This is a genomic window from Paraburkholderia gardini, from assembly GCF_907164545.1.
Lineage (GTDB): Bacteria > Pseudomonadota > Gammaproteobacteria > Burkholderiales > Burkholderiaceae > Paraburkholderia > Paraburkholderia gardini.
The window spans coordinates 1-24879 of sequence record NZ_CAJQZB010000017.1; the positions used below are offsets into that span (position 1 = coordinate 1).

A 24879-nucleotide genomic window follows, 5' to 3' on the forward strand; every position below is an offset into this window, starting at 1 on the left:
GCCGGTCTTGCCGACCGTGCACAACGCCGTGTTGCCCGCCGTCACGCCCGACAGGGCGACGGATTTCTTCGGTTTGAATGCGCCGCTTCCGACCGGTGCCGCGGCTTGTGTCGTCTCGCTCATCTCCAGCAATCTCCTGTATATCCGCTCATTTTCGTGGCGGCGGTATGTCGATTACCTGCGGCCTGACAGTCGCGGCTTTCCAGCGAAAAGTCGCGCTTCTGGATGAATGCATTGCGTCGATCGGTCACGAGACGGCGCTCCCGGTTGCAACCTGGGTTGCGAACAGCGGCGCGGCTTCGTCGGGCACGGCGCGGCCGGTCGAACGCGCGCGGCGCAGCACCGACCAGTAGTAGCGATAGCTCGCGCGGTCGTGGAGCGTGTCGTGGTGACGCGTGGGGCCCCATTGCGCCGATTGCGCGGCAAGCAGGATCTCGGCAGCGGTGGTGATCTCCGCGTCGCGCGGTGCGAACGCCGCGACGATCGCTTCGATCTGCGCGGGGTGAATGCTCCACATGCGCGTGTAGCCGAATTCGTTGCGGGCGCGGCTCGCGTCGTTCGCGACGACGCTCATGTCGCGCACTTCAGTGCTGACATTGTGCGACGGCACCTTGCCGTACGCATGGCAGGCCGCCGAAATCTCGAGCTTGGCGCGCCGTACGAGCGGATGGTCGAACTGGCCTGGCGAGCGCATCGCGCTATCGGGAATCGCGCCGTCATGCGTCGAAACGAAATCCATCAGGCCGAAGCTGAGCGCCTCGACGCCCGGCAACGCGGCAAGATCGAACACGCGCGCGAGCGCGCCGTGCGTCTCGACCAGCAACTGCACCGGAACCGGCTGCGCAATCGAGAGTTCGCGACGCGTGGCCTCGACGAACGCGCACATTTCGGCGGCATCGGGCACGTTGCGGATCTTCGGGAGGGTGATGTACGCCGGCGCGCGCTTCGCGGCGCGCAGGATCAGGCGCACGTCGTCGCGCCAGTGAGGATGCTGGAAATCGTGAATCCGCACGCCGACGCGGCCAAAGCGGTCATGCTCGCTGCCCAGCAGCGAAGCGACGAGTTCCGCGTGCTCCGCCTCGCGGCCGACCTGCGCGCCATCTTCGCAATCGAGCGTGACGTCGAATACGGGCCCGAGCGCCTGCTGCAAGGCAAGCGATTTCAGCATCAGCTTTTCGCTGCCGGCGTAGTGATCGCAGGCAGGCAGAACAGCGGGTGGCGCTTCGCCTTCGAACAACACTTCGGCGGGGGAAAGGGCGCGCATCGTCGACGTCAGGGGCGTGGGTGTCTGTTGATCAAACCGATTCGGGCGCGCTCTGCGGGGCGGCAGGCTGGCAAAACGCGTCCGGATCAGGTGAGGAAAACGTGGGCGACGCTTCGTTCAGGTTGCGTTCGAACGAGGCGCCACGCACGCATCCGCACGTGAAAAAACCGGAACCCGCCGCGCTGCAACGGAGCTCCGGTTCATTTGCATCAGCGATTAGCCAAGCAGATGCTGCACGCCGTCGCGCTCTTCGAGCAGCTCGTTCAGCGTGCCGTCCATCTTTTCACGCGAGAAAGCGTCGATCGCGAGGCCTTCGACACGCTTGTACTCGCCGTTTTCGCACGTTACAGGCACACCGTAGATGATGTCTTCCGGAATGCCATACGAACCGTCCGACGGAATGCCCATCGTGACCCACTTGCCGTTCGTGCCGAGCACCCAGTCATGCACATGATCGATCGCTGCGTTCGCCGCCGATGCTGCCGACGACAGGCCGCGCGCTTCGATGATCGCCGCGCCGCGCTTGCCGACGGTCGGGATGAACGTGTTGCGGTTCCACTCGTCGTCGTTGATCAGCTTCGTCAGGTCCTGACCTTCAGCCGTTGCAACGCGGAAATCCGGGTACATCGTCGGCGAATGGTTGCCCCACACGGCGAGCTTTTCGATCGAGGCGACCGGCTTGCCCGACTTCGCGGCCAGCTGCGACAGCGCGCGGTTGTGGTCGAGACGCAGCATGGCGGTGAAGTTCTTCTTCGGCAGATCCGGCGCCGACTTCATCGCGATATAGGCGTTCGTGTTGGCCGGGTTGCCGACCACGAGCACCTTCACGTCGCGGCTTGCGACTTCGTTCAGCGCCTTGCCCTGAACCGTGAAGATTTCGGCGTTCGCCGACAGCAGGTCCTTGCGTTCCATGCCTTTCGAACGCGGACGCGCGCCAACCAGCAGGGCGACGTCGGCATCCTTGAATGCGACCTTCGGATCGTCAGTGATCACGACGCCCGACAGCAGCGGGAATGCGCAATCATCCAGTTCCATCACGACGCCTTTAACGGCGGCTTGCGCCTGCGGCAGATCCAGCAACTGCAGGACGACCGGCTGGTCCTTGCCGAGCAGGTCGCCATTGGCGATGCGGAACAGCAGGGAGTAAGCGATTTGACCTGCGGCGCCGGTGACGGCAACGCGCTTTGCGGGCTTAGCCATTGAGAAATCTCCAGGACGATGCGTTAGACGCTAAGGGAAAACGCCATTCTATATGCGCGTTGCTCGAAGCGTCGGTTAAACACAGCGGAATTCGCAGCGCGCGGACAGCCTGTAATGAAGCTGGAAGGCGTGCTGCGGCGAGGCCGCCATGCCGGAAAACCTGTGCCTGTACGGCTGAGCGGGTAAAACAGGGAGCGGCGAGCGCTGCATCTGGCCACTGCATGACGCGGGCCCTGCAACAGCGTGTTCCGGAAGCGTCTGACGAAGCACTGACGGGCGAATCGAAACCTGAACTGCGGGAGGGTGCGGCGTGGTGCAGGGCGGCTTTCGCGGCGCGGCGATCATGCAGAAAATGCAATGCCTGACCACCCGCAAACCCTTGCTCGACAAGGAGTGTAGAAGTCAGGCAGCGCAAAGTCAACATTATCTTATGTCTTATATAAGACATAAGTGTAAAGGGGAAAACTCTGGACGGCGGACGGCCCTTTATGATGAAATGCGCGGATGACTTCGAACCCGGCGAGCACCGCGAACCCGATCGGCCCGGCTGCCAGCGGCGAGGCAGTGCCCGCTGCCGTGCCTGCCATGTCGCCCACGTTCAGTCCGCTTTACCAGCAGATCAAGGGGCTCATTACGCAGAGCCTCGAGTCCGGCGAATGGAAGCCGGGCGAGATCATTCCGAGTGAAGTCGAACTGGCGTCGCGCTACAAGGTCAGTCAGGGCACCGTGCGCAAGGCGATCGACGAGCTCGCCGCCGACAACCTGCTGGTGCGCCGTCAGGGCAAGGGTACGTTTGTTGCAACGCACAACGAAGACCGCGCCCAGTTTCGCTTCCTCAGATTACTGGCCGATGACGGCGTGGAACATCCGCACGTCAGCCGGCTGCTCGAATGCAGGCGGCTGCGTGCTTCGGCCGATATTGCCCGCCAGCTCGACCTGAAGCCGGCCGACCCGGTCGTGCTCATCAAGCGCCTGCTGCAGTTCGACGGCGAAACCACCGTACTCGATGAAATCTGGCTGCCCGGCGTTGTGTTCCGCGGGCTGACGCTCGAGCGTCTCCAGGAGTACGAGGGGCCGCTCTACGCGATGTTCGAAACGGAGTTCGGCACGCGCATGATCCGCGCGACCGAAAAGATCCGCGCGGTAGCCGCGGAGCCGTCGGTGGCGGACCTGCTGCACGTACCGGCTGGCTTTCCGCTACTCTCCGTCGAACGCGTTTCATATACCTATGGCGATCGTCCCGTCGAAGTGCGGCGTGGATGGTATGTCACAACAGGGTATTACTATCAGAATGACTTGAGCTGAATGATGGCGCTGCGCCAGGCGCGCAGCCCGTATGAAGACGCCTTTATCGCGTGTGCCGTAACAGTGTTGAGCGTTGTTACGCTGCAGCGCGAAAAGAAAAGGCGCTAAAATCGCGGATTAGTGTGACTACAAGTAGGGGTCTAGCATGGCTGAAGCCGTAAAAAAACCGAGACCGGAATTCCGGAATATCGGTATCGGGCAGATTTTGACGGCATACCGTCTCCCTCTGGCGGGGCGTGTGTCGATTCTCCATCGTTTGAGCGGTGGGCTGCTTTTTGTATTTCTTCCGTTCCTGCTGTACCTCTTCGATCAAAGTCTCACCTCAGAACTCAGCTTCGAAGTCTTCAAGGGTTTCCTCTCCAACATCATCGTCAAGCTCATCACGCTCGTTCTTGCGTGGGCCTTCCTGTTTCACTTCTGCGCCGGCATCCGTCACCTCGTGATGGACATGCATTACGCAGTGTCGAAGGAAGGTGGCAAGCAGACGTCGATCATCGTGCTGGTCGTGTCGTCGCTGCTCACGATTGTGTTTGCGGCAAAACTGTTTGGAGCATTCTGAAAAATGGCAGCCAATAACCGGATCGGCTCGAAACGCCTCGTCGTCGGCGCGCATTACGGCCTGCGCGACTGGCTCGCGCAACGCATCACCGCCTGCATCATGGCGGTCTACACCGTCATCCTGCTTGCGCTTTTCTTCGGCGCGCACGATTTCTCGTATGACGGATGGGCATCGATCTTCGCGATGCAATGGATGAAGCTCGCCACGTTTGTCACGCTGCTGTCGCTGTTCTATCACGCGTGGGTCGGCATCCGTGACATCTGGATGGATTACATCAAGCCCGCGGGTTTGCGTTTGTTCCTCCAGGCGCTGACGATCGTCTGGCTGCTCGGTTGTGCAGGCTACGCTGCGCAGATTCTCTGGAGAGTGTAAAAGAATGGCTGCAATCAAAAATTCTCTGCCGCGTCGCAAGTTTGACGTGGTCATCGTCGGCGCGGGCGGCTCGGGGATGCGCGCTTCACTGCAACTCGCGCGTGCGGGCCTGTCGGTCTGCGTGCTGTCGAAAGTGTTTCCGACGCGTTCGCACACGGTGGCGGCCCAGGGCGGTATCGGCGCATCGCTTGGCAACATGAGCGAAGACAACTGGCACTATCACTTTTACGACACGATCAAGGGTTCCGACTGGCTCGGCGACCAGGACGCGATCGAGTTCATGTGCCGTGAAGCGCCGAACGCAGTCTACGAACTTGAACACATGGGCATGCCGTTCGACCGTAACGCCGACGGCACGATTTACCAGCGTCCGTTCGGCGGCCACACGGCGAACTACGGCGAAAAGCCGGTGCAGCGTGCCTGCGCGGCGGCTGACCGTACCGGTCACGCACTGCTGCACACGCTGTATCAGCAGAACGTCGCGGCGAAGACGCAGTTCTTCGTCGAATGGATGGCGCTGGATCTGATCCGCGACGCCGACGGCGACGTGCTCGGCGTGACCGCGCTGGAAATGGAAACCGGCGACGTCTATATCCTCGAAGGCAAGACCACGCTGTTCGCCACGGGCGGCGCAGGCCGGATCTTCGCGGCGTCGACCAATGCGTTCATCAACACCGGCGACGGCCTCGGCATGGCCGCGCGCTCGGGCATCGCGCTGCAGGACATGGAATTCTGGCAGTTCCACCCGACCGGCGTGGCCGGCGCGGGCGTGCTGATCACCGAAGGCGTGCGCGGTGAAGGCGGCATTCTGCGTAACTCGAACGGCGAGCGTTTCATGGAACGCTACGCCCCGACGCTGAAGGATCTGGCGCCGCGCGACTTCGTTTCGCGCTCGATGGACCAGGAAATCAAGGAAGGCCGTGGCGTCGGTCCGAACAAGGATCACGTGCTGCTCGACCTGTCGCACATCGGCGCCGAGACGATCATGAAGCGTTTGCCGTCGATTCGCGAAATCGCGATGAAATTCGCGAACGTCGACTGCATCAAGGAGCCGATTCCGGTTGTTCCGACCATTCACTACCAGATGGGCGGCATTCCGACGAACATCCACGGTCAGGTCGTGGGCACGTCGAAGGGTCACGAAGATCCGGTCAACGGTTTCTACGCGGTCGGCGAATGCTCGTGCGTGTCGGTCCACGGCGCGAACCGTCTTGGCACGAACTCGCTGCTCGACCTCGTGGTGTTCGGCCGTGCGGCCGGCAATCACATCGTCAAGCATGTGAAGGAAATCAAGGAGCACAAGCCGCTGCCCGCCGATGCTGCCGATTTCGCGCTGTCGCGTCTGGACAAGCTCGACAAGTCGTCGTCGGGTGAGTACACGCAAGCCGTCGCAAGCGACATCCGTGCCACGATGCAGGCGCATGCCGGCGTGTTCCGCACGTCGAAGCTGCTGGCCGAAGGCGTCGAGCGGATTCGCGAAGTGGCTGAACGTGTCGACAGCATTCATCTGAAGGACAAGTCGAAGGTGTTCAACACCGCACGCGTCGAAGCGCTGGAACTGGCGAACCTGATCGAAGTGGCCCGCGCCACGATGGTCTCCGCCGAGGCGCGCAAGGAAAGCCGCGGCGCGCACGCACAGGACGACTTCGAACATCGCGACGACGAGAACTGGCTGCGCCATACGCTGTGGTTCAGCGAAGGCGACCGCCTCGACTACAAGCCGGTTCACATGCAACCGCTGACCGTCGAATCGGTGCCGCCGAAAGCGCGGACCTTCTAAGGCACAAGTCAAAGGAATTCAGAAATGGCAAAGCGTACATTTGAAATCTACCGCTACGATCCGGACAAGGACGCAGCACCGCGCATGCAGACGTACGAGATCGAAATCGACTCGCACGAGCGCATGCTGCTCGACGCGCTGCTCAAGCTGAAAGCGGTCGATGAAACGCTGTCGTTCCGCCGTTCGTGCCGTGAAGGCGTGTGCGGGTCGGACGCAATGAACATCAACGGCAAGAATGGTCTGGCGTGCCTGCAGAACATGAACGACCTGCCGCAGAAGATCGTGCTGCGTCCGCTGCCGGGCCTGCCCGTCGTGCGCGACCTGATCTGCGACTTCACGCAGTTCTTCAACCAGTATCACTCGATCAAGCCGTATCTGATCAACGATACGCCGCCGCCGGAAAAGGAACGCCTGCAGTCGCCGGAAGAACGCGACGAGCTCGACGGCCTGTACGAGTGCATTCTGTGCGCGAGCTGTTCGACGTCGTGCCCGAGCTTCTGGTGGAACCCGGACAAGTTCGTGGGTCCGGCGGGCCTGTTGCAAGCCTATCGTTTCATCGCGGACAGCCGCGACGAAGCGACGGGTGAACGCCTCGACAACCTGGAAGATCCGTACCGTCTGTTCCGTTGCCATTCGATCATGAACTGCGTCGATGTGTGCCCGAAGGGCCTCAATCCGACGAAGGCGATTGGCAAGATCAAGGAATTGATGGTTCGCCGCGCTGTCTGAGATGGACGGATCACCGCATCAGTCCGACCCTCTTCGCCGCGCGCGCCTTCGCTGGCGTGCGCGGCGCGGTTTGCTGGAAAACGATCTGATCTTCGAACGTTTTTTCAGCCGATATGAGCATGACCTCAGCGACGCCGACGTGGGGGCACTTACCCGTCTGCTCGAGCTGAGCGATAACGACCTGATGGACTTGCTTCTCTCGCGCAAGGAACCAGAAGGCGACCTTGCCGACCCGGATACCCAACGGGTGCTGGAGCTGCTGCGCACAGCGTGAGCATCACGCGCGCATGCGTAGCTGTCTTGTCCCGGCGTGCAATTATCGAAACCCTGTTTCCATACTTCGATTGAGGATGTGCTATGACCCCGTCAGATGTTAAAGCCACGCTATCGTTCAGCGACAATTCGCCGAGCGTTGAAATGCCGATTTACAAGGGCACGATGGGCCCGGATGTAATCGACATCCGCAAACTGTACGGCCAGACTGGCAAGTTCACGTACGACCCGGGCTTCATGTCGACGGCAGCGTGCAATTCGGCGATTACGTACATCGACGGCGACAAGGGCGAACTGCTGTATCGCGGCTACCCGATCGACGATCTCGCGCAGAACGCCGACTTCCTCGAAACCTGCTTTCTGCTGCTGAAGGGCGAACTGCCGACCGTCGCGCAGAAGAAGGAATTCGTCGACACCGTCACGAAGCACACGATGGTGCACGAGCAGATGCACTTCTTCTTCCGTGGCTTCCGCCGCGACGCGCACCCGATGGCGGTGCTGGTTGCAGCGGTCGGCGCACTGTCGGCGTTCTATCACGACTCGCTGAACATCAACGACCCGCGTCACCGTGAAGTGTCGGCGATCCGCATGATCGCGAAGCTGCCGACGCTCGTCGCCATGGCGTACAAGTTCAGCATCGGCCAGCCGTTCGTGTATCCGAAGAACGACCTGTCGTACAGCGCGAACTTCATGCACATGATGTTCTCGAACCCGTGCGAAGAGTACAAGATCAACGACGTGCTGGTGCGGGCGCTCGACCGTATTCTCATCCTGCACGCCGACCACGAACAGAACGCGTCGACTTCGACGGTTCGTCTGGCCGGTTCGTCGGGTGCCAATCCGTTCGCCTGTATCGCTGCCGGTATCGCCTGCCTGTGGGGCCCGGCGCACGGCGGTGCGAACGAAGCCGCACTGAACATGCTGGAAGAAATCGGCTCGGTCGACAACATTCCTGAGTTCATCAGGCAGGTGAAGGACAAGAACTCGGGCGTGAAGCTGATGGGCTTCGGTCACCGCGTGTACAAGAACTACGATCCGCGTGCGAAGCTGATGCGCGAAACGTGCCACGAAGTGCTCGAAGAACTGGGCCTGCACGACGATCCGCTGTTCAAGCTCGCCATGGCGCTCGAAAAGATCGCGCTGGAAGACGAATACTTCGTGTCGCGCAAGCTGTACCCGAACGTCGACTTCTATTCGGGTATCGTGCAACGCGCGCTGGGCATTCCGACGTCGATGTTCACGTGTATCTTCGCGATGGCACGTACGGTCGGCTGGATCGGTCAGTGGAACGAGATGATTGCGGATCCGGAACAGAAGATTGGCCGTCCGCGTCAGCTGTTCATCGGCGAAACGCCGCGCGAAGCCAAGCCGATCGGCAAGCGTTAATCAGCCGGTCGTTGTCCGGTGCGGCGGTTGATCGCTGCATCGCAGGCAAAACGCCTCGACGGAGACTCCGTCGGGGCGTTTTGCTTTTCGGCGTGGTGTCATGCGGCAACGTCTGCCTGTGCCTGGCCGGCCGTTCCTGCGAACCCTTACCGGGTAACGCCGATACAGGTATCGACACTACCAGCCAACCCCATGTTTTTTATCGCTTTTCCCTGCATCGGGTGAGCATCGGCTGTCATCTGCGTGGCATAATTGACCGGACACGATTGCCCCGCAGTCCAGTTATTACTACCCGCATACAATGGCACAGACTCTCTACGACAAATTGTGGAACACGCACGTGGTCCACACGGAAGAAGACGGCACGACGCTTCTCTATATCGACCGTCACCTGCTGCACGAAGTCACCAGCCCGCAGGCGTTTGAAGGCCTGAAACTGGCTGAGCGCCCCGTGTGGCGCATCAGCGCGAACCTGGCCGTGTCCGACCACAACGTGCCCACTACCGACCGTAGCCACGGCATCGCCGATCCGGTCTCGAAGCTGCAGGTCGATACGCTCGACGCGAACTGCGATGCCTACGGCATCACGCAGTTCAAGATGAACGACCTGCGTCAGGGCATCGTGCACATCATCGGGCCGGAACAGGGTGCCACGCTGCCGGGCATGACGATCGTCTGCGGCGATTCGCATACGTCGACGCACGGCGCGTTCGGCGCGCTCGCGCACGGCATCGGCACGTCGGAAGTCGAACACGTTCTCGCCACGCAAACGCTCCTGCAGAAGAAGAGCAGGAACATGCTGGTGAAAGTGGAAGGTGCGTTGCCGCGCGGCTGTACCGCGAAAGACATCGTGCTCGCCGTCATCGGCAGGATCGGTACGGCAGGCGGCACGGGTTATGCCATCGAATTCGGCGGCTCGACGATCCGCGCACTTTCGATGGAAGGCCGCATGACGGTGTGCAACATGGCGATCGAGGCGGGTGCACGTGCCGGCATGGTCGCCGTCGACGACACGACCATCGAATATCTGAAAGGCCGCCCGTTCTCGCCGGAAGGGGTGGAATGGGATCACGCGGTCGAATACTGGAAGCAGTTCGTTTCGGACGCCGATGCGAAGTTCGACCGTGTCGTCGAACTGAACGCCGCGGAGATCGTGCCGCAGGTCACGTGGGGCACGTCGCCGGAAATGGTGACGTCGATCGACGGCCGCGTACCGGATCCGGAACGCGAGAAAGACCCGGTCAAGCGCGACGCGATGGAACGCGCGCTGAAGTACATGGCGCTCGAACCGAATCTGCCGATCGAATCGATCAAGCCGGACAAGATCTTTATCGGTTCGTGCACGAATGCGCGTATCGAAGACCTGCGCGCCGCGGCGTATGTCGTGAAGAAGCTGGGCCGCCGTGTTGCGCCGAACATTCGTCTCGCAATGGTGGTGCCGGGCTCGGGTCTCGTGAAGGCGCAGGCGGAGCGTGAAGGTCTCGACAAGGTGTTTCTCGATGCCGGTTTCCAGTGGCGCGAACCGGGCTGCTCGATGTGTCTCGCGATGAACGCCGACCGGCTCGATCCGGGCGAACGTTGCGCTTCGACCTCGAACCGTAATTTCGAGGGTCGTCAGGGCGCGGGTGGTCGCACGCATCTCGTGAGCCCCGCGATGGCCGCAGCCGCGGCCATCGAAGGGCACTTCGTCGATATTCGCAAGCTGGGATAAATCGCATGATGAAAAGCATCAATCGTCTTACGTGGCTGCGTCGTCTCGCACTGGGTTCGCTGGCGGCTGCATTGCTAGGACTGGCCGGCTGCAACACGGTGCATGGCTTCGGTGAAGACATGTCGCACCTTGGTAACTCGATCAGCAATCACGCTGACAAATAAGCGGGTTTTGATTCTTTCCGGCGATGCCTGGCTGCCGCCAGCCGCATCGCCCGCTTTTGAACAGGCGCAAGCGTCATGGATAAATTCACTGTACACACCGGCGTCGTGGCGCCGCTCGACCGGGCGAACGTCGATACCGACGCGATCATTCCGAAGCAGTTCCTGAAGTCGATCAAGCGCAGCGGCTTCGGTCCGAACGCATTCGACGAATGGCGTTACCTCGATCACGGCGAGCCGGGCCAGGACAACTCGAAGCGCCCGCTGAATCCCGATTTCGTATTGAATCAGGCACGCTATCAGGGCGCATCGGTGCTGCTGGCGCGCGAAAACTTCGGCTGCGGCAGCTCGCGTGAGCACGCGCCGTGGGCGCTGCAGCAGTACGGCTTCCGCGCGATCATCGCGCCGAGTTTCGCCGATATCTTCTACAACAACTGCTTCAAGAACGGTCTGCTGCCGATCGTGCTGACGGAGCAGCAGGTCGATCATCTGTTCAACGAAACGTACGCGTTCAACGGCTTCAAGCTGACGATCGACCTCGACGCACAACTCGTGCGCACGTCGGACGGCGCGGCTGCATATCCGTTCGAAGTCGCGGGCTTTCGCAAGTACTGCCTGCTGAACGGCTTCGACGATATCGCCCTCACGCTGCGTCACTCGGAGCTGATCCGTCAGTACGAAGCCGAACGGCTCACGAAGCAGCCGTGGCTCAATCACCGCATCGTCGGCTAGACGCCCCGGGTATCTGGCTGGCACGCCTGACCTGTCGTTCGGCCGGTCAGGCGCGTCGACGCACTCACGAACAAAGCAAGGAATTCGCATGAAGATCGCAGTGTTGCCGGGCGACGGCATTGGTCCGGAAATCGTCAAGGAAGCCGTCAAGGTGCTGAACGCACTTGGCGAAAAGTTCGAACTCGAAGAAGCGCCGGTAGGCGGCGCGGGTTACGAGGCGCAGGGTCATCCGCTGCCGGAATCGACGCTCGCGCTCGCGAAGGCCGCTGACGCGATCCTGTTTGGCGCCGTCGGCGACTGGAAGTACGACTCGCTCGAACGCGCGCTGCGCCCGGAGCAGGCCATTCTGGGCCTGCGCAAGCATCTTCAGCTGTTCGCGAACTTCCGTCCGGCGATCTGCTATCCGCAGCTGACGGGTGCTTCATCGCTGAAGGAAGAAATCGTTTCGGGCCTCGACATCCTGATCGTGCGCGAACTGAACGGCGACATTTACTTCGGCTCGCCGCGCGGCGTGCGCGAAGCGCCGGATGGTCCGTTCGCCGGCGCGAAGGAAGGCTTCGACACGATGCGCTATTCGGAACCGGAAGTGCGCCGCATCGCGCACGTCGCGTTCCAGGCAGCACAAAAGCGCGGCAAGAAGCTGACTTCGGTCGATAAAGCCAACGTGCTCGAAACGTCGCAGTTCTGGAAGGACGTGATGATCGACGTGTCGAAGGAATACGCCGACGTCGAGCTGTCGCACATGTATGTCGACAACGCCGCGATGCAGCTCGTGAAGGCACCGAAGTCGTTCGACGTGATCGTCACCGGCAACATGTTCGGCGACATCCTGTCCGACGAAGCCGCCATGCTGACGGGTTCGATCGGCATGCTGCCGTCGGCTTCGCTCGATAAAAACAACAAGGGTCTGTACGAGCCGTCGCACGGCTCGGCGCCGGATATCGCCGGCAAGGGCGTGGCGAATCCGCTCGCGACGATCCTCTCGGCCGCGATGATGTTGCGTTATTCACTGAACAAGGTGGAACAGGCGGACCGCATCGAAAGCGCGGTGAAGAAAGTGCTGGAGCAGGGTTATCGCACCGGCGACATTCTTACGCCGGGTTGCACGCAGGTCGGCACGGCAGCAATGGGCGATGCGGTACTGGCCGCGCTGTAAGCAGCACTGGCAGCGTGACATCGCGTAGTACCGCAGTAAAGGCTAACGGGGCGCAAAGCGGTCCGTTAGCCTGCCAGAAAGGCAGGAATTGCGGCCATACGGCCGCCAGATTGCGATTTTCGTGTATATTTATGTGATGGCGAAGTTTCCTCAAATCTCCTCGATTGCAAACCTCCACGGCAAAACGGCCCGTGCGGTTGAGTTCGCCATTACCATCGAATCGCTCATTAAAACGATTACCCCGAAAACGATCACGAAGCGCTGATCGCCTGTTGTGCCCGCCCGTCTTCCCCGCGCGGTCACTGCGGGCAAAGTTGCGGGGAAGCCTCCACTCGAAGGGTATGAAGTCATGAACGTAGGTCTCGCAGGTTGGCGCGGTATGGTCGGTAGCGTCCTGATGCAGCGCATGCAGCAGGAAGGCGATTTTGATCTCATCGAACCGGTGTTTTTCAGCACCAGCAATGCGGGCGGCAACGCGCCGTCATTCGCTAAAAACGAGACGAAGCTCAAAGACGCGTCGAGCATCGACGACCTGAAGAAGTGCGACGTCATCATCTCCTGCCAGGGCGGCGACTACACGAACGAGGTGTTCCCGAAGCTGCGCGCGGCGGGCTGGAACGGCTACTGGATCGACGCGGCTTCGTCGTTGCGCATGAAGGATGACGCGGTCATCGTTCTCGATCCAGTCAACCTCGACGTGATCAAGAATGCGCTGGTCAAGGGCCAGAAGAACTTCATCGGCGGCAACTGCACGGTCAGCCTGATGCTGATGGCGCTCGGCGGCCTGTTCCGCGAAAACCTCATCGACTGGATGACGGCCATGACGTATCAGGCCGCATCGGGCGCGGGCGCGCAGAACATGCGCGAACTGCTGCAACAGATGGGCACGCTGTACGGCGCGGCGAAGGAAGACCTCGCGGACCCGTCGTCGGCGATTCTCGACATCGACCGCCGCGTGCTGGAAGCGATGAACAGCGACCGCATGCCGACCAGCCAGTTCGGCGTGCCGCTCGCGGGTTCGCTGATTCCGTGGATCGACAAGGATCTCGGCAACGGCATGTCGAAGGAAGAATGGAAGGGCGGCGCGGAAACCAACAAGATTCTGGGCAAGCCGGCCATGGGCGAAGCCGGTTCGATTCCGGTCGACGGCCTGTGCGTGCGCATCGGCGCAATGCGCTGCCACTCGCAGGCGCTGACGATCAAGCTGAAGAAGGACGTTCCGCTCGACGAAGTGAACAGCATCCTCGCGTCGGGCAACGACTGGGTCAAGGTGGTGCCGAACGAGCGCGAAGCGTCGATGCGCGATCTGTCGCCGGCCGTGGTCACGGGCACGCTGACGGTGCCGGTCGGCCGTCTGCGCAAGCTCGCGATGGGTGGCGAATATCTGTCGGCATTCACGGTCGGCGACCAGTTGCTGTGGGGCGCGGCGGAACCGCTGCGTCGGATGCTTCGCATTCTGCTCGACAAGTAAAGTAAACTACGCGATTACGAAGCGTAGACATTCAGAAAGCGTCGCGCTTGCGCGGCGCTTTTTTCATTGTGTGCTCCGAATTCCTGTCACCCTCCAACCCTGAACATGGCGAGCGCCATGCCGCGCCAGAGCTCCCGATGATCGTTCGATTTCATGTCCTTCCCGCTGCTATGGTTTCCCGTGTTCGCGCGGGTCGTCTGGCGGCCGCTGTTGCTTTCGCATTTGCATTGAGTGGGACCGGCGCAGGCATCGCACACGCAGCGACCGCCGACGCGGCCAGTGCCCCGGCTGTCGTCGAATCAGCTGATGCGCAGTACACGGTGCGTCCGGGACAGTCGCTCAACGACGTCGCGATCGCGCTGACGCAGTCGCACGACCGTGCGACGCTCGCGCGTGCATCGAAGGCGATCTTCGATTCCAATCCGAACGCGTTCATGGGACACGATCCGAGTCGTATGCGGCTGGGCGCGGTGCTGAACGTGCCGTCGCTGGATTCGCTGGGCGTGGCTGCCAGTGCGCCGGAGGCAGGTTCGGCGGCGGCTTCCGCTTCGGGCGCGGCGTCTGCCGCTGCGCCGGTGGCGGCAGCGTCGGCACCGGCTGCGTCTACGCCAGCGGCCAGCGCGCCAGCTGCGTCGAATGCAGTTTCGAATACCACGGCGGGTGTGACCCCGAATAGCGCGAGCGCCGTGGCGGGTGCGAGTGTGCCAGCGGCTTCATCCGTGGCGGTGGCGGCAACGTCAGGCGCTTCGCAGGCGGCGGGAGCGGCTGCACAGGCGCCGCAGACAGCCAGCGGCTCGCATGTATGGACCGGGTCGATCCAGGCTGGCGGCGCGCCGGCTGAAGGTGCGTCCGCCGCGACTTCGTCCGCAGCGACGACTGCTGTTGCGGCGCAGGCCGCATCGCAGGCGCGGACGTCGGTGTCGAGTCTCCAGCAACTGCTCGCGTTGAAGAGCCGGGTCCTGATGGAATTGCAGAAGCACGGCATCGTGCCGGTCGGAAAGGCGCCGCAGGCGGGCAGCGCTGCGGCTCTGCCGTCGGCATCCACACCGCAGGCCAGCGTGGGTGTCGCGCCGGGTAGCGGCGCGACGGTCGGACCGGCCGCTGTGGGAGGCAATGCGGGCACGGGGACAGCAGGGCTGTCGCCGGGCGTGATGGCGGGAATCGCAGCGGCCATTGCGGCGGTGATTGCGTTGATCCTGAGTTTGACTGTGCGCCGCCGCCGCCGCCCGGCGGCGGATGCCGGCAGTGCGGATGCAGAGGCAAAAGGCGTGTCGCCTGCTGCACCGCTCGCGAGCGACGACGTACAGGCTCAGGCGTTCCCGTCGATCCAGCCTGACACACCTGAAAGCGCGACGGGCGCGGCGAGTCTTGCAGCGGCGGCTGAACTGGGCGCTGAGGCGCTGCCGGTGGAACAGATCGATCCCGCGGCGCATGAATCCGAAGAAGACGAAGGTGCCCGATATGTCGGCGCAGGCGCGCACGATGAGGCGCCGAAGGCAGCAGAAACCGAAACCACGCTGCCAGTCGAGCCAGCGGAACCGCTGACGCACGCCGCGAACGCAGAGCCAGAGCCGGCGCAAGCCAGCGCAAACGAACCGTTGTCGCAGGCCGAAGCGGCCGACGCCTACGTTGCCCCTGACGTGCATCACGATGCGCCCGTCCAGCACACCGATCACGACCCGCACGCGGATGAGTCGATGGCCAGTCAGGAGTCCGCTCGCGCGTTCAATGAAAACGCACACGCGCAGCCGGCCTCTGCAGAGCCGGTCGAACTCCCGTCGCACGCCGCCGGATTCCCGCGCGAGGCCGTCGCGGCGCTTGGCGCACTCGATATGGCGCTGCCGCCGCGCACGGAGCAGCCGGCGCCGTTCGGCGAAATGACGCTGGACGGTCTTCCGCCAGCGGCGAGTCAACCCGTTGTCGAACCGGAAGTCACGGCCCGCCAGGCTGTTGCCCAGCCGCCCGCAGCACCGCGTGCCGCTGATGAAATCGGCGCCGGTACCGCTGGCCCGGCCGCCGTCGCGGGTCTCGGCGCAATGCCGTTCGGCGCGCTGAAGCTGGATTTCGACCTCGAACTGCCACCGAGCCCCGCGCAGTCTCTGCCGGCCTTCACGCAGGAAGACCTGGCGAAAATCGCGCGCAACAAGCTCGAACTCGCGGCGGAATACATCGAACTCGGCGATCTGTCGGGCGCGCGGGCGCTGGTCAACGAAGTAATCGAGTCCAACGACGCTTCCACCCGTAACGAAGCGCGCGCGCTCCTCTCGACGCTCGCGCCGCTTTCGTAATGCGAATTGCCCTGGGCATCGAGTACGACGGCACGGCCTTTTACGGCTGGCAGTCCCAGCCGCATGGCAAAACCGTGCAGGACGAACTCGAGCGCGCGCTGCGGGAATTCGCGCAGACGCCGTTGCAGACGGTCGTGGCCGGCCGTACCGACACGGGCGTGCACGGGCTCGGACAGGTCGTCCACTTCGATACGGAACTCGATCGCACACCGTTCTCGTGGGTGCGCGGCACGAACGCATTCCTGCCGAAGACCGTCGCCGTGCAATGGGCCCAGCCGATGCCGGAGACGTTCCACGCCCGTTTCTCGGCCTTCGAACGGACGTATTACTACGTGCTGTACGTCCATCCTGTCCGCTCGCCGATGCTGACCGGCCGGGCCGGCTGGATCCACGCGCCGCTCGACGTCGACGCCATGCGGGCCGCGGCGGCCTGTCTGATCGGCGAACACGATTTTTCGGCGTTCCGCTCATCCGAATGCCAGGCGAAAACGCCGGTCAAGCATCTGCATCAGATCGACGTGCGTCAGCAAGGCGACTTCGTCCACTTCCGCTTCCGCGCCAATGCGTTCCTGCATCACATGGTGCGCAACCTGATGGGATGCCTCGTCGCGGTGGGTCGCGGGCGTCATCCGGCAAGCTGGCTGGCTGACGTGCTGGCGAGCCGCAACCGCAGCAACGCGGCGCCCACCTTCATGCCCGACGGCCTCTATCTCGCGCAGGTCAGCTATCCTGAGGCCTTCGCGGTGCCGGCCGCGCACGCAGGCAGCGTGCCGTGGAGCACCGTATGGACGCAACCCGAACCATGACAACTCTCCCGAACGACCAGTCCCATCCGGCACACGCACAGGACGCCATGCCAGAGCATCGAATCCGTCGCACGCGCATCAAGCTGTGCGGGCTGTCGACGGTCGGGCACATCGCCCACGCGATCGATCTCGGCGCGGACGCGATCGGGCTGGTGTTCTATCCGGCCAGCCCGCGTTCGGTGAGCGTCGCGCAGGCTGTCGAGCTCACCCGGGACATTCCGCCGTTCGTTTCGGTGGTGGGTCTGTTCGTGAACGCGTCGCCGGAATGGATGCGCGAAGTGGCCGCGAACGTGCCCCTGACAATGCTCCAGCTCCACGGCGACGAAACACCGGATCAGTGCGAGTCGCTCGCGAACATTGCGGGTTTGCCTTGGTTGCGCGCACTGCGCATCGGAGCCGATACTCAGCGAGCCGATTTGGTAAAATCGGCACTTAACTATTCAGCAGCCAGCGCCATTCTGCTCGACGCACTCGTCGACGGTTATGGTGGCGGCGGACAGGTTTTCGATTGGTCACTTATTCCTCCAGAGCTCGCGCGTCGGGCCGTTTTGAGTGGTGGGTTGAACGCGCAAAACGTCAGTGATGCGATTCATCGCGTGCGCCCGTACGCGGTCGATGTCTCGAGCGGCATCGAAGTACCGGGCGCGAAGGGCGTGAAAGATCACGCCCGGATGGCGGCGTTCGTACGCGCGGTGCGCGAAGCGGACGCCGGATGATTCAGGCAGCGCCACGGCTCCCGGAGCCTGCGGCGCTCCATTCTGAGAAGAGTGACGCAATGTATAACTTGCCCGATGAAAGAGGCCATTTCGGCCAGTATGGCGGCGTGTTCGTCGCGGAGACGCTGGTTCACGCACTTGATGAACTGCGCGCGGCATACGAGAAATACCAGAAAGATCCCGACTTTATCGCCGAATATGAGCGCGAATTAAAGTATTTTGTGGGTCGCCCCTCCCCGATTTACCATGCGCAGCGCTGGAGCGAGATGCTCGGCGGCGCACAGGTGTTCCTGAAGCGCGAAGACCTGAATCACACGGGCGCCCACAAGGTGAACAACGTGATCGGTCAGGCCCTGCTCGCAAAGCGCATGGGCAAGCCGCGCGTGATCGCGGAAACCGGCGCCGGCCAGCACGGCGTGGCGACCGCGACGATCGCCGCGCGCTTCGGCATGGAATGCGTCGTGTACATGGGCTCGGAAGACGTGCGCCGCCAGGCTGCCAACGTCTACCGGATGAAGCTGCTTGGCGCGACTGTCGTTCCCGTGGAATCCGGCTCGCGCACGCTGAAAGACTCGCTCAATGAAGCGATGCGCGACTGGGTCACGAACGTCGAAAACACGTTCTACATCATCGGCACGGTCGCGGGTCCGCACCCGTACCCGATGATGGTTCGCGACTTTCAGCGCGTGATCGGCGACGAATGCAAGGTGCAGATGCCCGAACTGGTCGGTCGCCAGCCGGACGCGGTAATTGCGTGCGTCGGTGGCGGTTCGAACGCGATGGGCATCTTTTACCCGTATATCGATGACAAATCGGTGCAGTTGATCGGTGTCGAGGCTGCGGGCGACGGCATCGATACGGGCCGTCATGCCGCATCGCTGATCGGCGGCAGCCCGGGCGTGCTGCATGGCAACCGTACGTACCTGCTGCAGGACGAAAACGGCCAGATCATCGAGACGCATTCGATTTCCGCCGGTCTCGATTACCCGGGTGTCGGTCCTGAGCACGCGTGGCTGAAGGACAGCGGCCGCGCGCAGTACGTCGGCATCACCGACGAAGAAGCGCTGAAGGCGTTTCACGACTGCTGCCGGATCGAAGGGATCATTCCCGCGCTGGAGTCGAGCCATGCGCTCGCCTACGCGGCGAAACTCGCGCCGACGTTGCCGAAGGACAAATACCTTCTGGTCAACCTGTCGGGTCGGGGCGACAAGGACATGCATACGGTCGCCGAGCGATCGGGCATCACGTTCTGAGCGCCCCGACGATGCGCGACGAGATCGAGGAGTTCGACGAGCCGCAACCGGCCATCGACGCCCGTGCGGCCGACGTGGCCGGAGTGGCCGACGTGGCCGACGCTCCGGCGGTCATGCCCCACGTGCCGGCGGCACCGAAGGGCATCGAACTGTTGAACCGCGATTTTCTGACCGATGCGGCGAACCTGCCCGACGGATCGATCGACCTGATTCTGGCCGATCCGCCGTACGGGCTTGGCAAGGACTACGGTAACGATTCGGACATGCGTTCTGGCGAGGATTTTCTCGCCTGGACGTGCGAATGGCTGGATCTGGCGATTCCGAAGCTGAAGCCGTCCGGTTCGCTGTACATCTTCTGCACCTGGCAATATGCGCCGGAAATCTTCGTTTTCCTGAAGTCACGCCTCACGATGGTCAACGAAATCGTCTGGGACCGGCGCGTGCCCAGCATGGGCGGCACGACGCGCCGTTTCACGTCGGTGCACGATAACATCGGTTTTTTCGCGGTGTCGAAGGATTATTACTTCGATCTCGATCCCGTCCGCATCCCGTACGATGCCGTCACGAAGAAGGCGCGTTCGCGCAAGTTGTTCGAAGGCAGCAAGTGGCTGGAGCTTGGCTATAATCCGAAGGACGTCTGGTCGGTATCGAGGTTGCACCGGCAGCACGCCGAGCGCGTCGATCATCCGACCCAGAAGCCTCTGGAAATCGTCGAGCGGATGGTGCTGGCAAGTTGTCCACCAGGCGGGCGTGTACTCGACCCGTTCATGGGCAGCGGCACCACCGCAGTCGCCTGCGCCCGTCAGCGGCGCGAATTCGTCGGCTATGAGATCAATGAAAGTTACTGCGCGATAGCGCGTGAACGCGTAAGCGCGGTCTCGCCGGTGGCACCGCGTGCGTCTGGCTCACCCGTTGTGCCTGCCGCCGCGGCTGAATCGAGCTGAACCGGCCCGATCGTGCGATCCGCGTGCACATAACGCGCCGTTAGCGCGCAGTTAACGATTTTCCGAGAAAATTTCCATGTCCCGTATCAAGAACACATTCGCGGCTTTGGCCGAGCAGGGCAAGAAAGGCCTGATTCCGTTCATGACGGCAGGCGATCCGGACCCCGCCCGCACCGTCGAATTCATGCATGCGCTCGCTGCGGGCGGCGCGGACGTCATCGAGCTTGGCGTGCCGTTTTCCGATCCGATGGCCGATGGCCCGGTGATCCAGGCTTCGTCGGAGCGCGCGCTGGCTAAAGGCGTTTCGCTGCGCACGGTGCTCGCCGACGTCAAACGCTTTCGCGAGAAAGACGATAAAACGCCGGTCGTGCTGATGGGCTATGCGAATCCGATCGAGCGCATGGGCGCCGACGCCTTCGCGGCCGCGGCGAAGGACGCGGGCGTCGACGGTGTTCTGGTCGTCGATTACCCGCCGGAAGAATCGGTGGCATTCGCCGAAAAAATGCGTGCTGCAGGCATCGATCCGATTTTTCTGCTTGCGCCGACGTCGACCGATGACCGTATCGCGGAAGTCGGCAAGATCGCGAGCGGCTACGTCTATTATGTGTCGCTCAAAGGGGTCACCGGAGCGGCAAATCTGGACGTTTCCAGCATCGCGGGTAAAATCCCGGCCATCAAGTCGCGCGTTCCCCTGCCGGTGGGCGTCGGTTTTGGCATCCGGGACGCCGCTACGGCCCGCGCCGTGGCCGAAGTCTCCGATGCCGTCGTGATCGGCAGCCGGATCGTCCAGTTGCTGCAAGAGGCCTCGCCTGAAGCGGCCGCCGGCACGCTGACGCGTTTCATCGCGGAAGTGCGTCAGGCGATCGACAGCATCGGCACGGCCGCGCGATAACACTATTTTTGTCGTCTCTGGCAAGGCGGCGGGTTCGTCCCGCCGCTTCGCACGTAGAAGAAGACCTTTGAGGGATACAACATGAGCTGGCTCGACAAGCTGCTGCCGCCGAAAATCAAGCAAACCGATCCGAAAAGCCGCAAGGGGATTCCGGAAGGACTGTGGATCAAGTGCCCGTCGTGCGAAGCGGTGCTGTACCGCAACGACGTCGAGGCGAATCTGCACGTTTGCCCGAAGTGCGACCATCACATGCGTATCGGCGCGCGCGCGCGGCTCGACGGTTTGCTCGATCCGGAAGGCCGCTACGAAATCGGCCAGGAAATCCTGCCGGTCGACGCGCTCAAGTTCAAGGACAGCCGCAAATACCCGGATCGCCTGAAAGAGGCGATGGAAGACACCGACGAAACCGACGCGATGGTCGTCATGGGCGGCGCGATCCACACGCTGCCGGTCGTGGTCGCGTGCTTCGAGTTCTCGTTCATGGGTGGCTCGATGGGCTCGGTGGTCGGCGAGCGCTTCGCGCGCGGCGCGCAGAACGCGCTCGAGCAGCAGGTGCCGTTCATCTGCTTCACCGCCTCGGGCGGCGCGCGGATGCAGGAAAGCCTGCTTTCGCTGATGCAGATGGCTAAAACCACGGCCATGCTCACGAAGCTGTCAGATGCGAAACTCCCGTTTATCTCCGTGCTGACCGACCCGACGATGGGCGGCGTGTCGGCGAGCTTCGCGTTCCTGGGCGACGTCGTGATCGCCGAGCCAAAGGCGCTGATCGGCTTCGCCGGCCCGCGCGTGATTGAGCAGACCGTGCGCGAAAAGCTGCCGGAAGGCTTCCAGCGCGCCGAATTCCTGATGACGAAGGGCGCGATCGACATGATCGTCGACCGTCGCAAGCTGCGCGAGGAGATCGCGCAACTGATGGCGCTGCTCACGCGCCAGCCGGCCGACGCCGTCGCCTGATCCAGTGACGACGCGCTTGCCGCTTGGGAGCGGCGATGCGCGCCAGATGTAAAAAAGAAGCGCGCCGCGAGAGCAATCGAGCGGCGCGCTGTCGTTTCCGGGATAATGTTGGCCTTGCTGGTTAACCTGTCTTGTCCGGCTGCAACCGATGACCTCATTTTCGACCCTCGACGCGTGGCTCACGCATCTTGAATCCGCGCATCCTGTCGGCATCGACATGGGTCTCGCCCGCATCAACCAGGTGCGCGACGCGCTGCAATTCTCGTTCGACTGCCCGGTGATCACGGTCGGCGGCACCAACGGCAAGGGTTCGACGTGCGCGATCCTCGAATCGATCCTGCTGCGCGCGGGGTATAGCGTCGGGTGTCACACGTCGCCGCATCTGCTGACGTTCAACGAACGCGCGCGTGTGAACGGCCAGAACGCTACCGATGCCGAACTGCTGCCGCACTTCCACGCCGTGGAGCAGGCGCGCAGGAGTCTGCCCGAGCCCGTCTCGCTGACCTACTTCGAATTCACGACGCTTGCGATCATGCATCTGTTCGCGTCGCGCGGACTGGACGCGGTGATCTTCGAAGTCGGCCTTGGCGGCCGGCTGGACGCGGTCAATATTCTCGATACCGATTGCGCGATCATCACGAGTATCGACATTGATCACACCGATTACCTCGGCGATACGCGCGAAAAGATCGCCTTCGAGAAGGCCGGCATCTTCCGCGCGGGCAAGCCGGCGATCTGCGCCGATCCGGTCCCGCCGCAAACGCTGATCGATCACGCCGAAAAGACGGGCGCCGACCTGTGGCTCTTTGGCCGTGACTTCCGCTACGAAGGGCAGGCGGGCAGCGAGCGTCAGCAATGGAGCTACGTCGGCCGGACGATGCGGCGCTCGGCGCTTGCGTATCCGGCGCTGCGTGGCGCGAACCAGCTGATCAACACGTCGGCGGCGCTCGCCGGCCTCGAAGCGCTGCGCGACCGTCTGCCGGTTTCCGCGCAGGACATCCGCCTGGGGCTCGCCAACGTCGAACTGGCGGGCCGTTTTCAGGTGTTGCCGGGGCTGCCGGCGGTCGTGCTGGATGTGGGCCACAACCCGCATGCGGCGGCGGTGCTCGCGCAGAATCTCGGCAATATGGGCTATTTTCCGTACACATACGCGGTATTTGGCTCGATGCGCGACAAGGACATCGCTGGCATCCTGCAGCATCTGAAGGGCGAGATCGATCACTGGTGCGTGACGGATCTGCCGACGCCGCGCGGCGCCTCCGCCGTCCAGCTGGAGACGGCCTTGCGCGAAGCGGGTGTCGTGGATGGACCGGACAGCAGCGTGCAACGCTTCGAATCGCCTGCTGAAGCTTTTCAGGACGCACTAAAACGTGTGCCTGACAATGGTAGAATCGTGGTTTTCGGTAGCTTCTATACGGTGGCGGGTGTGATGGCCTACCGTAAATCGCAACAACACTGAACGCGCGCAGCCTCGAACCAGGCCATTCATGGGAATTTTCTCGTTCGGTAAGAAAGACGACGCGCCCAGCCGGCGTGGCGCAAACTCCAGTTCAAGCAGGACCACCCGTGGCGAGCGGGTGGAGCGGCGGACCCGCCGCACGGAGCGGTCCAGCGACGCGGATGCGATGCTGCTCGACCCTACACTTCCCGAGAAGCAACGCGCCCGGCGCCGGCTGGTAGGCGCGATCGCGCTGGTGGTGGCCGCGGTCGTCGTATTGCCGATGGTGCTCGATTCGCACCCGAAGCCCGTCACCGACGACATCTCGATCGATATTCCAGCCCGCCCTGTGCCGAAGGCCAGCGCGGACACCGAAGACACGCAGGCAGGTGTCGCACCTGACAATCCGCCGGTTGACAAGGCGCTCTCCGCTTCGAGTCCGGCTCCGGCTGAAGCGAAGCGGGACGCGGTTGCGAAGGCGCCGGCCACACCGGCCACGAAACAGGCCGCCGCGCCGGAGATGAACGCGAACACGGCAGCGAAGCCGGCAAAGCCGCAGGCACCGGTTGTCGCGGCGAACCCGGCACCTCAGACAAAACCCTCGACGAAACCTGCGCAGACCGCGGCGACCGCCGCCGCGGCAGACGCCGATTCCGGCACGCCGGCCATGCCGCCTGGCAGTCGTTTCGCCGTGCAGCTCGGCTCGTTTCCGGACGACGCGAGCGCACATAACTGGGCAACGAAGTTGAAAGCGGCGGGCGTACCCGCATATACCGAGCGTCGGAAGCAATCCGACGGTTCGATGCGTACGTTGCTGCGCGCCGGGCCGTTCGCGGACCGGGCGGCGGCATCGGCGGCGATCGCGAAGGTACGTGAAGCGGGCCTGACGTCAGGCGCGAACAACGGCGCTGCACAGTAAGCCGCCAATGTTCACTGCCTTCGACTACGCTGTAATGGCGGTCATCGGCCTGTCGGCGCTACGCGGTACGTGGCGCGGGTTTTTGTCCGAAGTGTTCGGGCTGATTGGCTGGATTGCCGCGTTTCTGATTGCTTGCCGCTTTGTCGGCTATGTCGTGCCGTATATCCCGGCTACGTGGCCGGGCGGCCCGCTGACCCAGTGGCTGATCGCCTTCGCGGTGATCGTGATCGGTGTGGTGCTGGTGGCAGGCGTCGCGAACGCGCTGCTCAGCCGGCTCGTGCAGGCGACCGGCCTCTCCGGCGTCGACCGGTCGCTGGGTTTGATGTTCGGCCTCGTGCGCGGGGTCGTTCTGGTGCTGATTCTGGTCGCGCTCGCGGGACTGACCGAACTGCCCCAGCAGGAATTCTGGCAACACGCCTTGCTGCGGCCCTACGCCGAGAAAGGTGTGCAGGAACTGAAACCGCTGCTTCCCGAGACACTCGCCGCCTACGTCCGTGTGTGACGTTCAACAGAGGGCAGGTGTCGCGGAAAGCCTGCAGCACCCCGGCGGAGTCCGGCTGCCCTGGCGGC

General features: G+C 62.9%; 24 protein-coding genes and 1 pseudogene. 22 read left to right on the top strand and 3 right to left on the bottom strand.

The genetic code is table 11. The features are described from left to right. From LPA37_RS13660 to LPA37_RS13670, 3 genes and pseudogenes are all read right to left on the bottom strand, one after another. Nucleotides 1-123 (bottom strand): annotated as a pseudogene (locus LPA37_RS13660) (2-methylcitrate synthase); the annotation flags it as partial. A gap of 124 nt (nt 124-247) precedes the next feature. Beyond that, nucleotides 248-1264, bottom strand: a complete 1017-nt coding sequence (locus LPA37_RS13665; protein ID WP_229012876.1) for an HpcH/HpaI aldolase/citrate lyase family protein — start codon at nt 1262-1264, stop codon at nt 248-250. Between the two features lie 216 nt (nt 1265-1480). Then, nucleotides 1481-2464 carry a malate dehydrogenase gene (locus LPA37_RS13670; protein ID WP_228978379.1) on the bottom strand — a complete coding sequence of 328 codons (984 nt, stop codon included), beginning with the start codon at nt 2462-2464 and terminating at the stop codon, nt 1481-1483. Nucleotides 2465-2968: 504 nt separating this feature from the next. Between LPA37_RS13670 and LPA37_RS13675 the strand changes: the two genes are divergently transcribed. From LPA37_RS13675 to LPA37_RS13780, 22 genes are all read left to right on the top strand, one after another. Next, nucleotides 2969-3769 carry a GntR family transcriptional regulator gene (locus LPA37_RS13675; protein ID WP_229012877.1) on the top strand — a complete coding sequence of 267 codons (801 nt, stop codon included), beginning with the start codon at nt 2969-2971 and terminating at the stop codon, nt 3767-3769. A gap of 145 nt (nt 3770-3914) precedes the next feature. Then, nucleotides 3915-4328, top strand: coding sequence for a succinate dehydrogenase, cytochrome b556 subunit (gene sdhC, locus LPA37_RS13680; RefSeq protein WP_229012878.1), 414 nt, complete (start codon nt 3915-3917; stop codon nt 4326-4328). Between the two features lie 3 nt (nt 4329-4331). Continuing rightward, the gene (gene sdhD, locus LPA37_RS13685; protein WP_228978382.1) at nt 4332-4700 is read left to right on the top strand and encodes a succinate dehydrogenase, hydrophobic membrane anchor protein; all 369 of its coding nucleotides are present in this window, start codon (nt 4332-4334) and stop codon (nt 4698-4700) included. Between the two features lie 4 nt (nt 4701-4704). Further along, nucleotides 4705-6480: a succinate dehydrogenase flavoprotein subunit gene (gene sdhA / locus LPA37_RS13690; protein ID WP_229012879.1), complete on the top strand. Its 1776-nt coding sequence runs from the start codon at nt 4705-4707 to the stop codon at nt 6478-6480. A 24-nt stretch (nt 6481-6504) separates the two neighbouring features. Continuing rightward, the gene (locus LPA37_RS13695) at nt 6505-7209 is read left to right on the top strand and encodes a succinate dehydrogenase iron-sulfur subunit (protein ID WP_090536777.1); all 705 of its coding nucleotides are present in this window, start codon (nt 6505-6507) and stop codon (nt 7207-7209) included. Between the two features lies 1 nt (nt 7210). Further along, nucleotides 7211-7483 carry an FAD assembly factor SdhE gene (locus LPA37_RS13700; RefSeq protein ID WP_228978385.1) on the top strand — a complete coding sequence of 91 codons (273 nt, stop codon included), beginning with the start codon at nt 7211-7213 and terminating at the stop codon, nt 7481-7483. 83 nt (nt 7484-7566) lie between these two features. Next, complete coding sequence (gltA, locus tag LPA37_RS13705; RefSeq protein WP_228978386.1) at nt 7567-8868, top strand: citrate synthase; 1302 nt, start codon at nt 7567-7569, stop codon at nt 8866-8868. A 301-nt stretch (nt 8869-9169) separates the two neighbouring features. Beyond that, nucleotides 9170-10579 carry a 3-isopropylmalate dehydratase large subunit gene (gene leuC, locus LPA37_RS13710; RefSeq protein ID WP_228978387.1) on the top strand — a complete coding sequence of 470 codons (1410 nt, stop codon included), beginning with the start codon at nt 9170-9172 and terminating at the stop codon, nt 10577-10579. 5 nt (nt 10580-10584) lie between these two features. Further along, nucleotides 10585-10743 carry an entericidin A/B family lipoprotein gene (locus tag LPA37_RS13715; protein WP_228978388.1) on the top strand — a complete coding sequence of 53 codons (159 nt, stop codon included), beginning with the start codon at nt 10585-10587 and terminating at the stop codon, nt 10741-10743. Nucleotides 10744-10818: 75 nt separating this feature from the next. Beyond that, the gene (gene leuD / locus LPA37_RS13720; RefSeq protein ID WP_228978389.1) at nt 10819-11472 is read left to right on the top strand and encodes a 3-isopropylmalate dehydratase small subunit; all 654 of its coding nucleotides are present in this window, start codon (nt 10819-10821) and stop codon (nt 11470-11472) included. Nucleotides 11473-11560: 88 nt separating this feature from the next. Then, nucleotides 11561-12628 carry a 3-isopropylmalate dehydrogenase gene (gene leuB / locus LPA37_RS13725; protein WP_228978390.1) on the top strand — a complete coding sequence of 356 codons (1068 nt, stop codon included), beginning with the start codon at nt 11561-11563 and terminating at the stop codon, nt 12626-12628. 349 nt (nt 12629-12977) lie between these two features. Beyond that, nucleotides 12978-14099: an aspartate-semialdehyde dehydrogenase gene (asd, locus tag LPA37_RS13730; protein ID WP_228978391.1), complete on the top strand. Its 1122-nt coding sequence runs from the start codon at nt 12978-12980 to the stop codon at nt 14097-14099. A gap of 227 nt (nt 14100-14326) precedes the next feature. Next, on the top strand, nt 14327-16387 hold the full coding sequence (locus tag LPA37_RS13735) for a FimV/HubP family polar landmark protein (RefSeq protein ID WP_324251883.1): 2061 nt from the start codon (nt 14327-14329) through the stop codon (nt 16385-16387). After that, complete coding sequence (gene truA, locus LPA37_RS13740) at nt 16387-17193, top strand: tRNA pseudouridine(38-40) synthase TruA (protein WP_229012881.1); 807 nt, start codon at nt 16387-16389, stop codon at nt 17191-17193. The genes LPA37_RS13735 and truA overlap by 1 nt, the downstream gene beginning before the upstream one ends. A gap of 47 nt (nt 17194-17240) precedes the next feature. Further along, nucleotides 17241-17909: a phosphoribosylanthranilate isomerase gene (locus LPA37_RS13745; protein ID WP_228978502.1), complete on the top strand. Its 669-nt coding sequence runs from the start codon at nt 17241-17243 to the stop codon at nt 17907-17909. A gap of 59 nt (nt 17910-17968) precedes the next feature. Further along, entirely contained in the window at nt 17969-19162 is a 1194-nt protein-coding gene (trpB, locus tag LPA37_RS13750; RefSeq protein WP_229012882.1) for a tryptophan synthase subunit beta, read from the top strand. An 11-nt stretch (nt 19163-19173) separates the two neighbouring features. Continuing rightward, complete coding sequence (locus tag LPA37_RS13755; RefSeq protein WP_229012883.1) at nt 19174-20106, top strand: DNA-methyltransferase; 933 nt, start codon at nt 19174-19176, stop codon at nt 20104-20106. A 76-nt stretch (nt 20107-20182) separates the two neighbouring features. Beyond that, nucleotides 20183-20998: a tryptophan synthase subunit alpha gene (gene trpA, locus LPA37_RS13760; protein ID WP_228978404.1), complete on the top strand. Its 816-nt coding sequence runs from the start codon at nt 20183-20185 to the stop codon at nt 20996-20998. A gap of 81 nt (nt 20999-21079) precedes the next feature. Continuing rightward, entirely contained in the window at nt 21080-21952 is an 873-nt protein-coding gene (accD, locus tag LPA37_RS13765; protein WP_228978405.1) for an acetyl-CoA carboxylase, carboxyltransferase subunit beta, read from the top strand. A gap of 148 nt (nt 21953-22100) precedes the next feature. Continuing rightward, nucleotides 22101-23411, top strand: a complete 1311-nt coding sequence (gene folC / locus LPA37_RS13770) for a bifunctional tetrahydrofolate synthase/dihydrofolate synthase (protein ID WP_228978407.1) — start codon at nt 22101-22103, stop codon at nt 23409-23411. 28 nt (nt 23412-23439) lie between these two features. Continuing rightward, complete coding sequence (locus LPA37_RS13775) at nt 23440-24309, top strand: SPOR domain-containing protein (protein WP_228978409.1); 870 nt, start codon at nt 23440-23442, stop codon at nt 24307-24309. 7 nt (nt 24310-24316) lie between these two features. Further along, nucleotides 24317-24811 (top strand): CvpA family protein, encoded by a 495-nt coding sequence (locus tag LPA37_RS13780; protein ID WP_228978411.1) that lies wholly within the window; start codon nt 24317-24319, stop codon nt 24809-24811. Nucleotides 24812-24879: the final 68 nt, after the last annotated feature.

What these genes read in the sequence shown, in the direction of transcription:
- LPA37_RS13670 (WP_228978379.1), bottom strand. Translation starts at nt 2,464, where the DNA reads ATGGCTAAGCCCGCAAAGCGCGTTGCCGTCACCGGCGCCGCAGGTCAA.
- gltA (WP_228978386.1), top strand. Translation starts at nt 7,567, where the DNA reads ATGACCCCGTCAGATGTTAAAGCCACGCTATCGTTCAGCGACAATTCG.
- sdhA (WP_229012879.1), top strand. Translation starts at nt 4,705, where the DNA reads ATGGCTGCAATCAAAAATTCTCTGCCGCGTCGCAAGTTTGACGTGGTC.
- LPA37_RS13780 (WP_228978411.1), top strand. Translation starts at nt 24,317, where the DNA reads ATGTTCACTGCCTTCGACTACGCTGTAATGGCGGTCATCGGCCTGTCG.
- LPA37_RS13665 (WP_229012876.1), bottom strand. Translation starts at nt 1,264, where the DNA reads ATGCGCGCCCTTTCCCCCGCCGAAGTGTTGTTCGAAGGCGAAGCGCCA.
- LPA37_RS13700 (WP_228978385.1), top strand. Translation starts at nt 7,211, where the DNA reads ATGGACGGATCACCGCATCAGTCCGACCCTCTTCGCCGCGCGCGCCTT.
- LPA37_RS13675 (WP_229012877.1), top strand. Translation starts at nt 2,969, where the DNA reads ATGACTTCGAACCCGGCGAGCACCGCGAACCCGATCGGCCCGGCTGCC.
- leuB (WP_228978390.1), top strand. Translation starts at nt 11,561, where the DNA reads ATGAAGATCGCAGTGTTGCCGGGCGACGGCATTGGTCCGGAAATCGTC.
- truA (WP_229012881.1), top strand. Translation starts at nt 16,387, where the DNA reads ATGCGAATTGCCCTGGGCATCGAGTACGACGGCACGGCCTTTTACGGC.
- accD (WP_228978405.1), top strand. Translation starts at nt 21,080, where the DNA reads ATGAGCTGGCTCGACAAGCTGCTGCCGCCGAAAATCAAGCAAACCGAT.
- sdhD (WP_228978382.1), top strand. Translation starts at nt 4,332, where the DNA reads ATGGCAGCCAATAACCGGATCGGCTCGAAACGCCTCGTCGTCGGCGCG.
- sdhC (WP_229012878.1), top strand. Translation starts at nt 3,915, where the DNA reads ATGGCTGAAGCCGTAAAAAAACCGAGACCGGAATTCCGGAATATCGGT.
- trpB (WP_229012882.1), top strand. Translation starts at nt 17,969, where the DNA reads ATGTATAACTTGCCCGATGAAAGAGGCCATTTCGGCCAGTATGGCGGC.
- LPA37_RS13715 (WP_228978388.1), top strand. Translation starts at nt 10,585, where the DNA reads ATGATGAAAAGCATCAATCGTCTTACGTGGCTGCGTCGTCTCGCACTG.
- LPA37_RS13745 (WP_228978502.1), top strand. Translation starts at nt 17,241, where the DNA reads ATGCCAGAGCATCGAATCCGTCGCACGCGCATCAAGCTGTGCGGGCTG.
- LPA37_RS13755 (WP_229012883.1), top strand. Translation starts at nt 19,174, where the DNA reads ATGCGCGACGAGATCGAGGAGTTCGACGAGCCGCAACCGGCCATCGAC.
- trpA (WP_228978404.1), top strand. Translation starts at nt 20,183, where the DNA reads ATGTCCCGTATCAAGAACACATTCGCGGCTTTGGCCGAGCAGGGCAAG.
- leuC (WP_228978387.1), top strand. Translation starts at nt 9,170, where the DNA reads ATGGCACAGACTCTCTACGACAAATTGTGGAACACGCACGTGGTCCAC.
- folC (WP_228978407.1), top strand. Translation starts at nt 22,101, where the DNA reads ATGACCTCATTTTCGACCCTCGACGCGTGGCTCACGCATCTTGAATCC.
- asd (WP_228978391.1), top strand. Translation starts at nt 12,978, where the DNA reads ATGAACGTAGGTCTCGCAGGTTGGCGCGGTATGGTCGGTAGCGTCCTG.
- leuD (WP_228978389.1), top strand. Translation starts at nt 10,819, where the DNA reads ATGGATAAATTCACTGTACACACCGGCGTCGTGGCGCCGCTCGACCGG.
- LPA37_RS13695 (WP_090536777.1), top strand. Translation starts at nt 6,505, where the DNA reads ATGGCAAAGCGTACATTTGAAATCTACCGCTACGATCCGGACAAGGAC.
- LPA37_RS13775 (WP_228978409.1), top strand. Translation starts at nt 23,440, where the DNA reads ATGGGAATTTTCTCGTTCGGTAAGAAAGACGACGCGCCCAGCCGGCGT.